The sequence below is a fragment of the Ruegeria sp. O5 genome, assembly GCF_056535105.1.
Genome location: NZ_JBQERN010000015.1, coordinates 34,199 through 51,620, shown reverse-complemented (window position 1 = coordinate 51,620; position 17,422 = coordinate 34,199). Strand labels below are relative to the sequence as shown.

The following is a 17,422-nucleotide window of genomic DNA, read 5'->3' as shown; positions in this document are numbered from 1 at the left end:
CAACACAGTCTTAAAAGCCAAAGCCCATGACAAATGCCACGGCAATCGCAAGAAGGAAGAGGGTTTCGACGACAAGAATAAGGCCATAGCTGGGCTTGACGCGCAGAATGGTGGCAAGGCTGGTTTTCACCCCAAGGGCAGAAATCGCGATGACCAGACACCAGCCGGACAGGGTGGCGATTGCATCGGTGATCACCTGCGGCACCAGCCCGGTATTTGTCAAAATCGCCAGCGCGACAAACATGACAAGGAACCACGGCAGGATGATCTTCTGGGATTGTGCGCCGCGAAAGCTCGCCATGACCACAATCATCACCACCGGCAACAAGGCCACGCGCACCATCTTGACGAAGGTCGCAATCACCCCCGCCTCGTCACTGATCGAATATCCGGCACCAACAACCTGGGCCACATCGTGAATGGTCGCCCCGATCAGAAATCCGCTTTCCAGATCGCTCATCCCCAGGGCCGCAAACAAGACCGGATAGGCAATCATTGCGATGGTCGACAGGGCGGTGACGCCGATCACAACAAACAGCGTATCCTGTTCGCGGTCATCTTTCGCGGGCAGAACCGAGGTGATGGCAAGGGCGGCCGAGGCCCCGCAGATCGCCACAGACCCGCCCGCCAACAGGCCAAAGGCCAGTTTGCGACCGAAGAGAAAGGACAGGATTGCCCCGCAGGCCAGTGTTGCCATGACAAAGCCGACAACCGCGCCCACCGCGCCCAGCCCGACACTTTCCACATCCCCAATGCTTAGATGCAGGCCCAACAGGCCGACCCCGAATCGCAACAGCGTTTTGGCGGAAAACTCCAGCCCCGGGGTGAATTTCTGATCGTCATAAAGAAAGTGGAACGCCATGCCGATCAGCAGTGCAAACAGCATCGCAGGCGCGCCGTAATGTTCGGACAGAAAGGTCGCGGCGGCGGCAATCACGCACACCAGAAGAATGCCACCAAAGTGGGTGTCCAAGCGGGACCTGATCAGCGACACCATGGTTCGCTCCTGACTGCGGGAATGTGAAATTGGCGCGCGCAGCCTGTGTCAGGCCGCACACACCTGGTACTGTCTGGCGTCAGCCGACCCAGCGATTGCTGTGATCAAAGGCCGCGTCGTAACCAAAGAGCGCGACCGACCCGCCAGTGTGCAGGAAGACGACACGTTCGCCTTTCTTGAAGTGACCTTTGCGGATCAGATCAATGAAACCCGCGGCCCCCTTGGCGGAATAGACCGGGTCGAGAAGGATCGATTCCAGCTCGGCAAACATCTGGATCGCCTCGATGCCGCTGTCGGTCGGGATGCCATAACCTTCGCCGACGTAATCGGTGTTGGCGACCACATCTTCGCGCTGCACGACACCGGCACAGCCCAGCTTTTCGGCGGTGGCACAGGCGAGGTTATAGACGTTTTCTTCCTGTTTCGGTTTGGGCGCACGTACGCCGATGCCCAGAAGAGGAATCTGTGCGTTCATTGCTTTCAAACCCACAATCAGACCGGCCTGCGTGCCTGCGCTGCCGGTGGCGTGAACGATGTGGTCGAGCTTCAACCCGCGATCATTGGCTTGCGCCAGCATCTCAAACGCGCAGTTCACATAGCCCAGCGCACCGGTCGGGTTCGACCCGCCCCCGGGGATGGTGTACACTTTTTTGCCATCTGCGCGCAGCTTGTCGGCAGCCGCTTCCATCTCGGCATTCATGTCCAGACCACCGGGGCGCTTTTCGGTGGTGGCGCCATGCAGATGGTCCAGCAGAACATTGCCGTTGTAATTGTAGTTGTGGTTGGTGGAGCCGGTGCGATCCTCCAAAAGGATGTGGCACTCCATGCCCAGTTTCGCCGCAAAAGCAGCCGTTTGGCGCGCGTGGTTTGATTGGGTTGCCCCCTGGGTCATCACCATCTCTGCGCCCTGCAACTCGGCCTCGGCCATCAGGAATTCCAGCTTGCGGGTCTTGTTGCCGCCGGTGGACAGGCCGGTGCAATCGTCACGTTTGATCCAGATTTCCGGGCCGCCGAGCTCTGCGGTCAGACGGTCCAGGCGCTCAAGCGGGGTGGGCAGGTGGGCGATGAAGCGGCGGGGGTAACGGGAGAGATGCATCGGAAAACTCCTAAATTGGTTTTCTCGCATTTTATGGAGGTCATTCCCACTATTCTAATTCGAAATATGCGCTATAAAATGCACATCTTGCATAATATCAGTGTGCCGCTATGGTGACATCATGCAGTTGGATTGGATTGATGACATCCTGGCGGTGATCGACACGGGGTCCCTGACACGGGCGGCAGAGCGGCGGTTTCTGACCCAATCGGCGTTCACGCGGCGCGTGCGATTGATCGAAGAGCGCATCGGTGCACCCCTGTTTGACCGGTCCTGCAAGCCGGTCACCATCCTGCCCGGCGTGCAGGCGACGGAACCAGAACTGCGAGAGCTTGGCGCGCGGCTGCGTCGCCTGCAACACGACTTGAAAGCGGCCGCAGAGGGCGCAAAGCGGGATGTGACTTTTGTGTGCCAGCACGCCATCACCACCACAATCTCGCCGTGGGTGGTGCGGCAACTGACCCAATCGCAGGACATTTCCGTGCGGGTGCGATCCGGAAATCGGGACAATTGCCTGATGCTGCTTTTGTCCGGCGAGGCCGATTTCGCAATGACATATGAACGCCCGGAGGCCCCCGGCCCTGCGGTGCCACAGGCGTTTGAAATGCGTCGGCTGGGCGGCGATACATTGGTGCCGGTGGCGTCACCCGATCTTGCGCTCCACGTTGATGACCCCGAGATCCCGTTCATCTCATATCCCCCAGATGTTTTCCTGGGGCGCCTGTTCAGCCAAAGCATTCTGCCCCTGTTGCCCGAAGGCGTGATGCTGTCCCCAAAGGCGGAAACTGCACTGACGCTTGCCGCCTGTGAATACGCGCTGGATGGCATTGGGGTGGCGTGGTTGCCGCTGACCCTGGTCAAGCGGCATTTAACCGAAGGGCGGCTGCGGCGGTTACATGACCTGCCGCATCAGGATCTGGGCATCATGCTGATCCGCCTCTCTGATCAACAGGGCGAGGGGACCGCGCAAATCTGGTCTGATCTGACAAATATTCCCGAACCGTCCGTGGGACTATAGCGCGTTCCAGACCTGCTCGCCGGTTTTGTCCAGACGCTCAAGCGAGCAGAACAAGGACAGGGTCAGCGTGGCCGGCCAATTTTCCCCGCCAACCTGTGTCATTAACGGGGATCAACTTAATTGAATTTACGCGTTGGGATAAGGGCGGAGGGTGACGGCATTAACCAGGCGACGTCCTGAGCAGAAAACGACCGCCCTTTTCGGGGCGGCCGCAGTGATGTGCTTTGTCACTTACGCCCGCGAAACGTCGGGTGATTTTAGCACATGGGGCGTATCGTAGGCATCCAGATCCAGTTGATCTTCGGATTTCGCAATAATGACGGTGCAGGCAGCGTCGCCGGTAACGTTGAGCGATGTACGTGCCATGTCGAGAATGCGGTCGATGCCTGCGATGATGGCTACACCTTCCAAAGGCAGGCCGACCGAGCTCAGAACAAGCGACAGCATCACCAGCCCGGCACCCGGCACACCAGCGGTGCCGATGGAGGCAAGTGTCGACGTCAGAATAATTGTGACATATTCCGACATGCCCAGCTCTATCCCAAAGGCCTGTGCCACGAAAAGAGCCGCAACGCCTTGGTACATGGCGGTTCCGTCCATGTTGATTGTCGCGCCAAGCGGCAGCGTAAAGCTTGCAACCGACCGGTTCACGCCAAGGTTCTGCTGAACCGCCGTCATCGTGACCGGCAGTGTCCCCGAAGAGGACGTGCTGGTGAAGGCCACGATCTGCGGCTCGATGATGCCTTGGAAGAAGCGGATTGGGTTCAAGCGCGCAAAGATCGAAACAAGCCCGCCATAAACAATGACGGCATGCAGAACGCAACCAATATAGAGCGCAGCAATCACGGTTCCCAAAGGCAACAGTAGATCCAAACCATAGGTTCCGGCGACCCAGGCCATTAGTGCAAACACACCATATGGTGCAAAACTGATCACAATCTCAGTCAGCTTCAAGATGACGGAATTTAGGGCTTCAAAGAAATCCCTGACCGGCTTTCCAGCGTCACCCACCAGGTTGATGGCCAGACCGAACATAATCGCAAAGAAAATGATCTGAAGCACGTTGCCATCCGCGGCAGCGGCGATTGGGTTCTTGGGAACGATCCCGATAAGTTGCTGGATGAAAGGCGGAGATGCTTTGGGTTCCATTGCGGCTGCGGTGCTCAGATCAATTCCTGCGCCGGGTTGCAACAGCAGGCCCAAAGCGAGTCCAATCGTGATCGCGAATGCAGTTGTGCCCAGATAGAATACAATCGACTTCAGGCCAATTCGCCCCATGCGGGCCATGTCGCTGACCGATGTCATACCGCAAACGAGCGATACGAAGATCAACGGGACAATCAGCATTTTGATAAGCGACAGGAACAGGGTTCCAATGTTCTTGATCATGCCCGCAATTGCTGCGTTTCCGGTTGCGTTCAGCAACACGCCCGTAACCACCCCAAGAACAAGCGCGATCACGATTTGCTTCCAAAGAAGCATATTCCTCCAAGGTGCCATAAACCCTGTTTTGCGACTGGTATTCATCAATAGGTTCTCCCTTTCCATGGCAGTCAACTGGAATGAGCTGCCTGCAGTCGCCGCAAGGTAACACCGTCGTGCCGGTCATGGTCGCGCAAATAGAGAAACGGCATTGCAATATTTGCAACGCCGTTTCTTCTGTCGGATAAAGTGTCGGTGGCGCCTAGAATCTTGCGAGCTGTACACATTTTCGGGCGAGCACATCGGTCGGGTCGACAGGAAGCGCCCCCAATGCGTCTGCGCTTTCAGTCACGATGAGCGGCAATTCCGTACAGCCGAGAATGATTGCCTCGGCTCCGCGCGCAACCAGATGGGAAAAGGCCCGGCTAATCTGTTCTTTGCAGAGGCCGTCGGTATATCCAGCTTTGACGCCAAACGGGCCATAAATTGAATCCATGACCAGGTTTTGATGATCGTCATCGGGAATGATGTGGGCAAGGCCTGCCTCATCAAGTGCTGTCTGGTACAAGCCACTTTGTATTGTTCCATCCGTGCCGAGGACCCCGACCACACGCGTCTCTGGGGCGGTTTCTTTAATGTGTTCAGTGGTCGCGGCAAGGATACTGATGATCGGAATATCAAGGTGGCGCTGAATCCGATCGACATACGCGTGGGCGGTGTTGCAAGGGATGACCAGCATATCAGCACCACCGCGTTCCAGTTTTTTGCAGGTAGAATAGAGGGCGACAGTTGGATCGGTGCCTGCGCGGACCAGATTTTCAGTGCGGTCAGGAATTTGCGGGTTCTGTTCAACCAAGACTTTTATGTGATCCTGATCGCGGGTCGCCTCGGTCCCTTTGACCAGTTTGGCAAGGAAATCTACGGTTGCGGCAGGTCCGACACCGCCGACCACTCCAACTTTGAACCGGTGACGGCGGTCTGGCTGGGTCTCTTGCAGGGCGTAATCCGCGTAAACCGCTGCCGTGTCTATGGCCGTCATGTTGTCTGGCAAGTCAAGCTGGTTGAGCAACAAGGGAAGCTCAGAAAGACCGGGCACAAACACGGTCGCGCCTTGTTCGAATAGGTTGGTCAGGGCGGCATTTATGGGTCTCAGAACGTCTTCATTGCAGTGTCCCGCTTTGAAACCGATGCGTCCATATACGGCCTCCATGACGGCACTTTCCAGATCTTCCCGGGGATGGAGGATCTGTATTTCCCTGCCAAACAGGTTCTCGAACAAACCAGTTTTCCTGACAAAAGGCGTCGTGATGACACCAATCTTTGTCGGCCCGGGACGCAGTCTGTTAACGGCGGCGGCGATCGCCTCTGTCATGCTGATCAGCTTCAGTTCAAGCTCGTCCTCAAGTTCATGCAGAAAGCTATGGGTGACAAAACATGGAAGCAGCGCCACGTCACATCCATCCCGTTCCATGCGGGACAGTGTGTCAAAAACATAGAGTTTTCGGTGTGTTGGGCTGTAGCTCAGCTCTTTGGGGGAGGCTGGTTCGCGCAGCGGTTTCTGGTGAAATATCAATTCCCTGTGGTCTTCTTCCGACCTGACCGGTGTCCCTTGAACAATTCTGTTCAGCAGGTCGGCTCCGGCAAGGGCGCCCAGGCCGCCAACGATTCCTATGCGTAAAGATTGGTTTTTGTTCATTGGGCAATCTCCGGAGCCCTGCCGTGAATGTGCTGCAATGCAGTCTCGGCAAGCTCTCCTGGCAAAGCGGGTTTTGCGGCCTCTTGCAGGTTCAAGCCATGCGCCTGTGCATATTTTGCAAGTTTGGTGGCAGCCTCATATCCGATCACCGGGGCCAGTGCGGTGACATGTACAAGGCTGTTGCTCAGTAACATCTCGCATCTTTTCTCATCCGCAACGATACCGTCCACGCAGCGGGTGCGCAGCACATTCATTGCATTGGTCAGAGACCCCATGGTTTCCAACACTTTATGGATGATGACCGGCTCCATCGCGTTGAGCTGGAACTGGCCGGCCTCGGCGGCCATTGTGACGGTCAGGTCATTTCCGATTGCCTGATAGCAAACCTGATTTACAACTTCGGGAATAACCGGGTTTATCTTGCCGGGCATAATGGACGATCCTGCCTGAACCGCGGGCAGAATGATTTCTCCAAGCCCAGCCCGCGGCCCAGAGGACATTAGGCGTAAATCATTACAGATCTTAGACAGTTTGATGCCAACCCGCTTGAGCGTGCTTGAGAACATCACAAAGGCACCCAGATCAGATGAAGCCTCAATCAGGTCCGGGGCCAGTTTAAGTGGCTCGCCGGTAATGTCGCGCAAATGCGCCAAAGCGACTTCGCCAAACCTTTCGGGGGCATTGATGCCGGTGCCAATGGCCGTGCCTCCAAGGTTCACTTCTGTCAGAAGGCGCGACAGGTCCCTCAACCGGTCGGCATCCTCGTTGATTGTTGTGGCAAACCCCCGGAACTCCGCACCAAGTGGCATGGGTACAGCGTCCTGAAGTTGGGTACGCCCGACCTTCATAATATGCTGAAACTCACATGCCTTTTGGTCGAAGGATTTGGTTAGAAGATGCATTGCTTCAATCATAGGCGCGATCCTGGACAGAACAGCCAGACGGATTGCTGTGGGGTAAACGTCATTTGTGGATTGTGACCGGTTCACATCATCATTCGGATGAAGCTGGCTGTAATCGCCATGATCTGCCCCAAGCTTTTCCAGCCCAAGATTTGCAATGACTTCATTGGCATTCATGTTGGTCGATGTGCCAGCACCACCCTGCATGACATCAACAACAAACTGATCGTGATGGCCCCCGGCAATGATCTTGTCACAGACATCCGTAATGGCCGACGCTTTCCGGTGGGGCAGGACGCCCAGGTCCTTGTTGGCCATAGCACAGGCCTTTTTGACCGACGCCAGTCCGACAATCAATTCCGGATAGTGGCTGATCGCCACCCCCGTAATCGGGAAATTTTCCAGTGCCCGCTGGGTCTGGCTGCCCCAGGTCGCTGCCAGCGGGATCTTTACCGGGCCAAGGCTGTCGGATTCTGTTCTGTGTTGTTTCATGATCTGAGACCTTTTTGTGGTCTTGCGGCCTGCATCAAATGCGAGGGGCCGAGACTCTGTGAGTGTGTTGGTCTGACCGTACCGCCATCAAGTCCGTCCACCCATGACAACTTTCGCAAAGGTGTTGCGAATTTTGCAACATGCTTCTACCGTGTGAAGTTTCTGCAATTGGAGAATTTTGATGGAGATCGATTGGCTGGAAGACTTCTTGGCACTTTCAACTGCTGGGGTATTTGCCCGCGCGGCGGATGCGCGAAACATAAGCCAGTCGGCTTTCACGCGGCGGATCAAAAACTTGGAAAACTGGACCGGTACCCCATTGTTTGACAGGAGCGTACACCCGGTTGAGCTTACGTCAGCAGGTCATGCATTCAAGCAAACCGCAATCGACACGGTTGCCGCATTAAAACAATCCAAAAGCGATATCCGTGGCTTATCTCGCCAGGAAGCATCGGTGCTTGATTTCGTCGCGCTTCATTCTTTGGCAATTTCCTTCTTCCCGAACTGGCTGACACGAATGTCCAGCCATCTTGGTCCCACCAAAACCAGGCTGGTCGCGGAAAACTTCTCCGGCTGCGCCGAGGCAATTTTATCCGGAAGCGCAGACTTTATGTTGTGCTATTCCCATCCGACAGTGCCCACTATTTCAGATGAAAACCGATACCCGTCTTCGACCATTGCAAAAGACCGGATCATAGCCGTCAGCGTTGTCAATGCTGATGGGCGTGCCAAATACAGCCTCGAAGGGAAAAACCCGGTTCCGTTCCTGTCATACACTCCTGACAGTTTTCTGGGCCGCGTGTCCCAGGTTTGTCTGGATCGCGGAGGTCTGAGTCACATTGTGATCCCCATCTATGAAAACTCCGTTGCCGAGGCGCTTAAGTCCGCTTGTCTTGCGGGAATTGGCGTTGCATTCCTTCCCGAAAGCGCGGCGGATCGAGAGTTGAAAGACGGGAGTTTGCAGAAGATCAGCCAACCAGAATTCGAGCTTTCAATCGACATCAAACTCTACCGTTCGATCGAGAGGTCCCGAGCAGAGTTGGAACGCTTTTGGATGATGGCTCAAAACCTGTAAGGCACATCGCAAGTCTGTAATGGAGAAGGGTGATGCTTACGGCGGGTTTCCTGGCCCTTACTCTGTTTCGGCGACCATCTTTCTGAAGTTCGTACCGCGCGGGTTGGAAACGTGGGTGTATAGAACAATATCCAGCGGCAGGCGGCCGTATTCCGGAGAGAGGATGACAGCATCGCCAGTAATTATGTGATTCTGGATGAGCGAGTGAGGAACCCAGGCAGCGCCGCTTCCTTCTAAAACCATCTGGGAGATCCCCACCGAAAACGCGCTTTCCACAGCCGATCTTCCCGTCCAGGCACGGTCCGCTTTAGCTTGATGCAGTAACACAATCTGCCCAAAAAAGCTGTCTGCGGGGAAATCAATGCAGGGGGCTTCCGGTGGTAGGATCTGACCTTCCAGCAGCTCATATTTTAATGCGCCTCCGACGACCGGAAGCAAAGTGTCCCGCCGCCAAATGTAACGATCAACGGTGTCATCGAAAGGCACCTGGGGCAGCTCACGGAATTCATAGCTCACCAGAATGTCGCATTCATGGCGCAGGAATGTGGACATTGCTGTCACCTGGTTCTGCGTGCGCAATCGGATTTGCGGCAATCCGCTGCGTGCGCGGAGTTTGCGAAGAATCTCTGGAACGACGGACACCGAAAGCGAGTGCTGCGTCGCCATCACCAGCGGTTCTCCGATGCCTTCCGGGTTATTAAGATGCCCATGCAATTGCCGCAAATGCGCGAGCAGCGACCGGATTTGAGGTTCGCTTTGTAGTAGCGTCGGAGACAGCTCTACCCGGTTGGCCTCACGGACCAGCAAGCTTTTTCCGATCCAATGTTCCAGTGATCTAATGCGCCGTGAAAAGGCGGGTTGTGTTACATTCCTACGCGCGGCAGCGGCGGTCAAGCTGCGCTCTTCCAACAGGATCAGAGCGTCTTCTAGAAGGCGTGTATCCATGCTTACCCATACCTTATGTACGGGTACACTGCAATATTGGCATTATCCAACACGATTTTTTGCGTTTAGCCTTACTTAGAATACGTAAAGGGAATGTACACAATGCAAACCGCAGCGGCAGAAGGTGCTATGGCAGTGGGCGGCAACCTCGCGCTTGTAAGGCGCGCGCTTGAGAACTTTCCACGTGTGCGTTTTGGTCATTTTCCGACCCCGTTGGAGCCGCTGGAAAGGTTGAGTGACGAGCTGGGCGGGCCGCGCATCTGGGTCAAGCGCGATGACTGCACGGGCCTTTCGTCGGGCGGCAACAAGACTCGCAAACTGGAATTTCTGATGGCCGACGCCATGAAGCTGGGTGCTGACACAGTGATCACGCAAGGCGCCACCCAGTCCAATCATGCACGACAGACAGCAGCCGCAGCAGCCCGGTTGGGGCTGAACTGCCATATCCTGCTTGAGGATCGCACCGGGTCGAATGACGAGACTTATAACTTCAACGGTAATGTTCTGCTGGATCAGCTACATGGCGCAACCGTTTCCAAACGAGCAGGTGGTGCCGACATGAACGCTGAAATGGAAGCCTTGGCCAGCACGCTGCAAGATCAGGGCCGCAAGATCTACATCATCCCGGGCGGCGGCTCCAATCGCGTTGGGGCGTTGGGTTATGTGAATTGTGCCGCCGAGTTGGAAGAGCAAGCCGGAAACATCGGTCTCAAGATTGACGCCCTGGTCCATGCCACCGGCAGTGCGGGAACCCAAGCAGGGCTGGTGGCTGGACTTGCTGCCCTTGGCAGCAACATTCACTTGCTTGGGATCGGTGTTCGGGCACCTCAGGGGAAACAGGAAGGCATGGTCTATGACCTGGCCTGCAAGACCATGGATTACCTTGGAATGGGGGCCGTGATTGAACGTAACTCGGTGCGCGCGAACTGTGATTATGTTGGCCCAGGCTACGGCCTGCCGACCGACGGCATGCGTGCGGCGCTTCTGAAACTGGCTCAACTCGAAGGGCTTTTGTTTGACCCGGTCTATTCGGGCAAAGGGCTCGATGGCCTGATTGATCAGGTTCGCAAAGGCTACTTCGAAGGAATGGATAATGTTGTGTTTCTGCACACCGGTGGAAGTGCAGCGTTATTTGGATATTCCGGCATTTTCGATCTGCCGGGCTATCAGGACTAACAAAAGCAACAGAAACTAAGGGAGAAAACCATGAAATATATGAAACCAGCGGCCGTATTGGCTTTTGCCTTGGCCTTTTCTGCTCCGGCTGTGGCTGAGGATCGCACGGGAACTCTGGCCAAGATTGACGCCTCGGGCGAAATTGTCATTGGACACCGGGAAAGCTCTGTTCCGTTTGCCTATCTGGACGAGAACCAAAATCCGGTTGGGTATTCGATCGACCTTTGCATGAAGGTGGTCGAAGCGGTTTCCGCCGAACTGGGTAAGGAACTGACGATCAAATATGTGCCGGTGAACCCCAAGACCCGGATTGCACTGATGGCCAATGGCACGATTGACCTTGAATGCGGCTCGACCACGAACAACCTGACCCGTCAGGAGCAGGTCGAATATCTGCCCACGACCTTCATCACCGGTACCAAACTGATGGTCCGTAAAGACTCCGGCATCAATTCGGTTGCAGATCTGGGCGGCAAGGCCGTTGCGTTGGCGCAGGGCACCACCAACGAGCGTGCCGTCAAGGCGGCAATTGAAGAGCTGGGGCTGGACGTGAAGGTTCTTCCGGTGCGGGATCATGCCGAGGGCATGTTGTCTTTGGAAACTGATCGTGTGGATGTCTATGCCACGGATCACATCCTTCTGTTCGGGCTCATTGCAAAATCCAAGACCCCCGAAGATTTCGCGGTGGTCGGTGATTTCCTGTCTTTCGATCCCTATGCGTTGATGGTGCGCCGCGACGACAGCGCCTTTGAACTGATCGGCAAGAAGGCTATGGCAGATGTGTTCCGCTCGGGTGAGATCAACGACATCTATGCCAAGTGGTTCGATCCGCTGGGTGTCGGTCAGACAGACCTGCTGAAGGCTGCGTTCCAGCTTAATGCGCTGCCGGAATAACCTCCTCCTGTAGCAACACTGTCGGGCCTGCACCGTGCGCGGGAGGCCCGGCACCATTCTTATCAGGGTAGAAAGCATGAACTACAACTGGAACTGGGGTGTCCTCTTTGAAGAGGAATACCTTGGCTGGCTGATATCGGGGCTGGGGTGGACCTTTGCGGTCGCGCTTGTGGCCTGGGTTCTTGCGCTGGCCGTCGGTGTTCTAATTGGCGTCGGGCGCACACTGCCATCGCGGCCTGTTGCCTTACTTTGCACCACCTACGTTGAACTTTTTCGTAATGTGCCGCTTCTTGTACAACTGTTCCTGTGGTACTTCGTCATGCCTGAGATCGTTCCGGACGACCTGGGTCGTTGGATGAAGCGGGACATGCCAAATCCCGAGTATGTTACGGCTGTTATCGGTCTAGGACTTTACACCGCAAGCCGCGTTGCCGAACAGGTTCGTGCCGGGATCAATGCCGTCGGTCACGGGTTGACCAGCGCAGCCTATGCCAATGGCTTCTCGACTGCGCAGACATATCGCTACGTGTTGTTGCCGATTTCCTTCCGGTTGATCGTGCCGCCGATGACCTCTGAATTCCTGACTATCTTCAAGAATTCCTCACTGGCGCTGACCATCGGCCTTCTTGAACTGACGGCGCAAAGCCAGCAGATCGCGGAATACACTTTTCAGGGATTTGAGGCCTTTACCGCAGCGACGGTCATCTACGTCGTCATCGCTCTTGGTGCGACAGTCATCGCGCAGACTCTTGAAAAATACACCCGCATCCCGGGTTTTGTCGGAAAAGGCTGAATTATGGGTGATTTTGATCTTTCCGTCATCTGGAACAATCTTCCATTTCTGTGGCAGGGCTTGCAGCTCTCGCTATGGCTTACCTTTCTTGCTGTGATCGGCGGTATCATTTTGGGGACCGGCCTTGCCTTGATGCGGCTATCTGGTATCGCGCCATTGGCTCTCCTCGCCGCAGGTTATGTGAACCTGATCCGCTCGGTGCCGCTGATCTTGGTGATCTTCTGGTTCTACTTCCTGGTGCCTCTTGCTTTGGGTCGGCCGATTGGCGGCTTCTATTCAGCGCTGATCGCCTTTGTCATGTTCGAGGCGGCCTACTATTCAGAAATTATCCGGGCAGGCATTCAGTCAGTCCGCAAAGGACAGGTGCATGCCGGACAGGCCACTGGCCTCAGCTACTGGCAGATCCAGCGCTATGTGGTCCTGCCACAGGCGTTCCGGAACATGATCCCGATCCTTGTGACGCAGGGCATCATTCTGTTCCAGGATACCAGCCTTGTCTTTGTTGTCAGCTTGCGCGACTTCATGACCGCCTCATCTATTGTCGCCCGAACCGAGGGCCGGCTTGCTGAGATGTATATCTTCGCCGCCCTTGTCTACTTCAGCATTTGCTTCGCCGGTTCACTTGTTGTCCGGCACCTTCAGAAGGCCAAAACAGCATGATCAGCATTGAAAACATCTCTAAATGGTACGGCAACTTTCAGGTGCTGACCGATTGCACCACCAACGTCAAAAAAGGCGAGGTTGTAGTGGTCTGCGGTCCGTCCGGATCAGGAAAGTCCACCCTTATCAAATGCGTTAACGGGTTGGAGCCGGTGCAGCAGGGCCGCATTCAGGTTGAAGACGTGGATGTCACCGCAAAAGGCACCAATCTTACCAAGCTGCGCTCGCGCATTGGTATGGTGTTCCAGCACTTTGAGCTTTACCCACATATGAGCGTGCGCGAGAACCTTTGTCTGGGTCAGCAGAAAGTCCTGGGCCGGTCACGTGACGAGGCCAACGCCAAAGCTGAAGCTCTGATCAATCGGGTTGGGCTCCTGCCACATATCGAAAAATTTCCCGGGCAGCTTTCAGGTGGACAGCAGCAGAGGGTCGCCATCAGCCGGGCGCTGGCTATGGACCCGATTGCGATGCTGTTTGATGAACCGACTTCGGCCCTTGATCCGGAAATGATCAATGAGGTTCTGGATGTGATGGTCGAACTGGCAAAGGACGGTATGACAATGATGGTTGTCACGCACGAGATGGGCTTTGCACGCAAGGTGGCGGATCGGGTGGTGTTCATGGATGCCGGTCTGGTAATTGAAGACCGTCCCACCGAGCAGTTTTTTGGCAACCCGGAAAGTGATCGAGCGCAGGATTTTCTGAGCAAGATTCTGAACCACTAGGCCTGCGATGCCGGGCAAGCGTTTGAAACTGGTTTCAGATTATAGGAGACACACAGCGTGTTGATGAGTAAACTTTTCCCCTGCTCTCGCTGGAAAAGAGGTTGAAAATGACAAGGGGTACGGCCAGCCAATCAGATATGCGGGACGCGCTGGCAGCACGACTAAACCACCTCGCCAAACAGGTTGGGTCAGTGAAATTCTTGACTGATGTTGCAGGTGTGAACCGTACGCAAATGAGCCGATACTTGGCCGGAACTTCGGTGCCCAGGGCCGAGCTTTTAGCTCATGTTTGGAAAGCGCCTAGCAATCCCCTTGGATTGGTTTTTTGAAACTGGAGAGCCGGGTAGAGACCTTGCAGAGCTCAAATTTGGGATGTCTTTCCGGAACGCAGTTGTCGATAGGAAATTTGGTTGTGTCGCGAATTTTGACCGAGGTTGACGAAATCGCGTGCCCTGGTGCTTGTTGCTTTCAAATCAATCGCGAGCAGGTTTCAGAATGGTTTCTTTGAAAGGCTGCCACTTCCCGAAGGATGTGGTTTTGTACGCTGTGTTTTTCTATTTGCGCCACACTGTTTCCTATCGCGACCTTGAAGAAATTATGGCTGAACGGGGCGTTTCCGTCGATCACGCCACGTTGAATAGATGGGTTGTAAAATATTTGCCGATGATCGCTGCGCGGGCGCAATCGAAAAAGCGTCCAACACAGAAATCTTGGAGAATGGACGAAACCTACCTCCGTGTGCGCGGTAAGTGGGTGTATCTCTATCGGGCCGTCGACAAAGCAGGGAACACCCTTGATTTTATGCTGTCTGAGCGAAGAAACGGTCCCGCAGCAACCAGGTTCTTTACCAAAGCGCTGTCATCAAACGGAATCCCAGACAAAGTCGTCATCGATAAGAGCGGAGCCAACGCAGCCGGCATTCGAGAAGTGAACAGGATTCTGAAGCGGTTTGGTTGCCAAGCCAAGGTGCAGACAATCAGGTCCAAATTTTTGAACAATATGATCGAGCAGGATCATCGGTTCATAAAACGGCGTGTTCGACATATGTGTGGGTTCAAATCATTCGCATCCGCGTCCGCTACGTTGGATGGCATCAAAGTCGTCAACATGATCCGGAAACAGCAATTCTTCAGCGCAGCCACCTCTGGCTTTCGGGTGTTTGCTGAGATCGTAGGATATGTGTGCCTGGTAAGACGCTTACTTTGATCGTTCCAAAAATTTGCAACACAACCGTTCCAGGTTCTGTCGCAAACTTCGCCCCTACCTGTCAGTTCGAGCGCATTTCTGCTAGCGCTCAAACGAACATATCTTCGGCAACCTGGCTGAAGCCCGAAAGATCATCAAAAACTGGAGGATTGACTACGATACACAGCGACCGCACATTTCTCTCGGCGGACTGGCACCAGCCGTTTACGCTAATCTTAACCGTACCGCCCGGCCTGCTTCGCTTGAGCTGCGCAACGGTTCCGCTCAGCAGGCCTTGACCGCAACCTAATCACGAGAAAGAAACGGGAACGGATTCTACATCCGATCGGCCCGGATCAAGGGGCCGAGTCATTGAATATCACTCTCAGGGCACCTCGAGATTATAGAAGTGTGCGGCGGTTTCTCTGAAAACCGCCGATTGTGCTTCAGCCGGAACCAGATCACGGTAAGCCTTTACCAGCGATGTGTAATTGCCATAGAGTTTGTCGACCGGGAAATTCGAGCCAAACATGACCCTTTTAGGTCCGAATTGTTCAAGGCAAATCTCCACGATCGGGCGAATACTGTCAGGCGTCCAGTTGTGATCGAACATGCCCAGGCCTGAGAGTTTGCACGAGACATGCGGCAGATCGGACAGCGCGCGCAATCTTTGAGCCCAGCTTTTCAGGCCCGCCGGAGTGCGGTCATATGGTGATCCGGCATGGCATAGAGCGACTCGTGTATTCGAGGCTTGAGCGAGAATTCGCGCGGTTTTTACGATCAAATCAGGAATGAGCTGCAGATCAAAGCTGAGGTCACGCCGTCCAGCCTCCTTCAGTCCGTCCAGAAATCGCGGATCATCCAGCAGAGAATTTGTGCCCGTCTGCGCGTCCTCTCCGGGTGCGCGCCCGACGATCTGGCGCACACCGCGTACAGTTGGAAGGGCCTGAAGCGTATCAAGCTGGGCGGGTAGGTCAGCCGAGGTCAGGTCACAGAACACAACCTGCGCCATTGGCCAGTCTGGATTGGTATCGGCGACAGCTTGAACCCACCGGGCTTCGTCCAGACCGTTTTTGGCCCCCACCTGGATATGGATCGAGGCACCGACTCCGCAGGGCGCGGCTTCGGACCGGAACTCGCGCAGCAGATAATCCCGTTGAATCGGCGTCGGGTCGCCAAAGAACCTTTCCACCCCGCGCGCCATCAGCCAGGGGTAGTTTACAGCTTCAAGGTCCCAAAGGTGGTGATGGGCATCGATCCAGCCGGTCATGTTCGCGGTACTTTCGACATGCGCCCCAAAATATCGACACCCTGTTGTTTCCAGAAGTGCAGCAGGTCAATGAAAACCCAGTTCTCGGCCAGCTTGTCACCCGCGCGACGATAGATGTCGATCACACGGAATTCACCGGCCTTGTCGGTGGCGGGCATACCCATGAACCCGCCGGTGGGCCGCGCCGTAAAATTCGGCCAGCCGAAAAAACCGCCATAGTGACCCTCAGCCAAGCGGCAAATGTGCTTGGTCTTCGAGCGGTCCGTTAAGGATGCGCGGAACGGGCCTGAGTGCTGCTTTGCATAACGCTCAATCGTATAGGTCGCGCCGATCCCAGCGGGCCCCCACCAGATCATGTCTTCGCTCCATGTCTGGCGCAATTCTTCCTCAAGGCTCAGGCCGCTTTTCCATTGGCCGAGATCGGAAATCATGGCATTGATCGTGCCGAGAGTTTTTTCGCCTTCTTCGGCAGGCTGCGGGTTGAACATCAAGCCGTCATGAGTCATCGGTCCGGGTTGCACCAGATGGGCTGCGGTTTGGGGCGGGAAGGGCTGTAACCCGACTTGCATCATGAAGTGCGGGATGTCGAAATACATCGCCGTCTCGGCGATCTTGCCATTCTCGATCTTGTTGAACTCACAATAGCGCAAAAACGCCATCTTGCCTGTTGGGGCGATGCCCAGCCACGCATTGTCGAACAGGCCCATCAGGTGCCCCATTGAAACAACCCAGACCGAGGTGAATCCGTCCATCTCGTTTTTTCCGGCCATGAAAACGTCCATCCGGCGCTGCATATTCCCTAGGCTTTGCTTCAGGGGACGCCAGAATGCCTGCGCTACGTCATGGGTGCCCCGAAGCTCATCAAACGGGTGGAAACCGCGCCACAGGTAGTCTTCTGCGCAGAACTCAGACAACGCGTTGGCGATATCCGATTCTTTTACGCTGCTGAGCGCCGTGTAGTAATCCAAGATGATCGATTTTTGGATTTCATAGGACATTATTATTTTCTTTCAGTTCTTTAGTCGCTGCCAAGGGGCGAATTGTGAGGAAGATGAAGTCGGCTTTTGCACACGCAT

17 protein-coding genes are annotated in these 17,422 nt (G+C 55.3%); 9 read left to right on the top strand and 8 right to left on the bottom strand.

Annotated elements, in window-relative coordinates; translation table 11 throughout:
- Positions 1–10: 10 nt before the first annotated feature.
- On the bottom strand, positions 11–997 hold the full coding sequence (locus ACR0M3_RS16150) for a YeiH family protein (RefSeq protein WP_480911683.1): 987 nt from the start codon (positions 995–997) through the stop codon (positions 11–13).
- 79 nt (positions 998–1,076) lie between these two features.
- Entirely contained in the window at positions 1,077–2,093 is a 1,017-nt protein-coding gene (cuyA, locus tag ACR0M3_RS16145; protein ID WP_480484735.1) for a D-cysteate sulfo-lyase, read from the bottom strand.
- A gap of 121 nt (positions 2,094–2,214) precedes the next feature.
- On the opposite strand from cuyA (ACR0M3_RS16145), the gene ACR0M3_RS16140 reads away from it, so the two are divergent.
- Positions 2,215–3,111 (top strand): LysR family transcriptional regulator, encoded by an 897-nt coding sequence (locus ACR0M3_RS16140; protein WP_480484734.1) that lies wholly within the window; start codon positions 2,215–2,217, stop codon positions 3,109–3,111.
- Between the two features lie 231 nt (positions 3,112–3,342).
- Here ACR0M3_RS16140 and ACR0M3_RS16135 read toward each other — a convergent pair whose 3' ends face one another.
- The 3 genes from ACR0M3_RS16135 to ACR0M3_RS16125 all read right to left on the bottom strand — a co-directional run bounded on the left by ACR0M3_RS16135 (position 3,343) and on the right by ACR0M3_RS16125 (position 7,623).
- Positions 3,343–4,593, bottom strand: a complete 1,251-nt coding sequence (locus ACR0M3_RS16135; RefSeq protein WP_480529164.1) for a dicarboxylate/amino acid:cation symporter — start codon at positions 4,591–4,593, stop codon at positions 3,343–3,345.
- Between the two features lie 202 nt (positions 4,594–4,795).
- Positions 4,796–6,229, bottom strand: a complete 1,434-nt coding sequence (gene cuyB, locus ACR0M3_RS16130; protein ID WP_480911681.1) for a cysteate racemase — start codon at positions 6,227–6,229, stop codon at positions 4,796–4,798.
- Positions 6,226–7,623, bottom strand: a complete 1,398-nt coding sequence (locus tag ACR0M3_RS16125; protein WP_480911679.1) for an aspartate ammonia-lyase — start codon at positions 7,621–7,623, stop codon at positions 6,226–6,228. The genes cuyB and ACR0M3_RS16125 overlap by 4 nt, the downstream gene beginning before the upstream one ends.
- A gap of 181 nt (positions 7,624–7,804) precedes the next feature.
- On the opposite strand from ACR0M3_RS16125, the gene ACR0M3_RS16120 reads away from it, so the two are divergent.
- A complete protein-coding gene (locus ACR0M3_RS16120; protein WP_480911677.1) occupies positions 7,805–8,698 on the top strand; it encodes a LysR family transcriptional regulator in 894 nt (297 codons plus the stop codon).
- 57 nt (positions 8,699–8,755) lie between these two features.
- On the opposite strand, the gene ACR0M3_RS16115 is transcribed toward ACR0M3_RS16120, so the two are convergent.
- A complete protein-coding gene (locus ACR0M3_RS16115; RefSeq protein WP_480484729.1) occupies positions 8,756–9,643 on the bottom strand; it encodes a LysR family transcriptional regulator in 888 nt (295 codons plus the stop codon).
- Between the two features lie 129 nt (positions 9,644–9,772).
- On the opposite strand from ACR0M3_RS16115, the gene cuyA (ACR0M3_RS16110) reads away from it, so the two are divergent.
- The 7 genes from cuyA (ACR0M3_RS16110) to ACR0M3_RS16080 all read left to right on the top strand — a co-directional run bounded on the left by cuyA (ACR0M3_RS16110) (position 9,773) and on the right by ACR0M3_RS16080 (position 15,386).
- Positions 9,773–10,819: a D-cysteate sulfo-lyase gene (cuyA, locus tag ACR0M3_RS16110; protein ID WP_480911708.1), complete on the top strand. Its 1,047-nt coding sequence runs from the start codon at positions 9,773–9,775 to the stop codon at positions 10,817–10,819.
- A gap of 30 nt (positions 10,820–10,849) precedes the next feature.
- A complete protein-coding gene (locus ACR0M3_RS16105; protein ID WP_480484728.1) occupies positions 10,850–11,713 on the top strand; it encodes an amino acid ABC transporter substrate-binding protein in 864 nt (287 codons plus the stop codon).
- A gap of 76 nt (positions 11,714–11,789) precedes the next feature.
- Positions 11,790–12,506, top strand: a complete 717-nt coding sequence (locus ACR0M3_RS16100; protein WP_480484727.1) for an amino acid ABC transporter permease — start codon at positions 11,790–11,792, stop codon at positions 12,504–12,506.
- Between the two features lie 3 nt (positions 12,507–12,509).
- A complete protein-coding gene (locus tag ACR0M3_RS16095) occupies positions 12,510–13,166 on the top strand; it encodes an amino acid ABC transporter permease (protein WP_480484726.1) in 657 nt (218 codons plus the stop codon).
- Positions 13,163–13,891: an amino acid ABC transporter ATP-binding protein gene (locus tag ACR0M3_RS16090; protein WP_480484725.1), complete on the top strand. Its 729-nt coding sequence runs from the start codon at positions 13,163–13,165 to the stop codon at positions 13,889–13,891. Before ACR0M3_RS16095 ends, ACR0M3_RS16090 begins: the two co-directional genes overlap by 4 nt.
- A gap of 495 nt (positions 13,892–14,386) precedes the next feature.
- Entirely contained in the window at positions 14,387–15,097 is a 711-nt protein-coding gene (locus ACR0M3_RS16085) for an IS6 family transposase (protein WP_480911675.1), read from the top strand.
- A gap of 100 nt (positions 15,098–15,197) precedes the next feature.
- The gene (locus ACR0M3_RS16080; protein WP_480484748.1) at positions 15,198–15,386 is read left to right on the top strand and encodes an integrase core domain-containing protein; all 189 of its coding nucleotides are present in this window, start codon (positions 15,198–15,200) and stop codon (positions 15,384–15,386) included.
- A 75-nt stretch (positions 15,387–15,461) separates the two neighbouring features.
- Here ACR0M3_RS16080 and ACR0M3_RS16075 read toward each other — a convergent pair whose 3' ends face one another.
- Positions 15,462–16,346, bottom strand: a complete 885-nt coding sequence (locus ACR0M3_RS16075; RefSeq protein ID WP_480911674.1) for an amidohydrolase family protein — start codon at positions 16,344–16,346, stop codon at positions 15,462–15,464.
- Positions 16,343–17,344 (bottom strand): ester cyclase, encoded by a 1,002-nt coding sequence (locus ACR0M3_RS16070; RefSeq protein WP_480911673.1) that lies wholly within the window; start codon positions 17,342–17,344, stop codon positions 16,343–16,345. The genes ACR0M3_RS16075 and ACR0M3_RS16070 overlap by 4 nt, the downstream gene beginning before the upstream one ends.
- Positions 17,345–17,422: the final 78 nt, after the last annotated feature.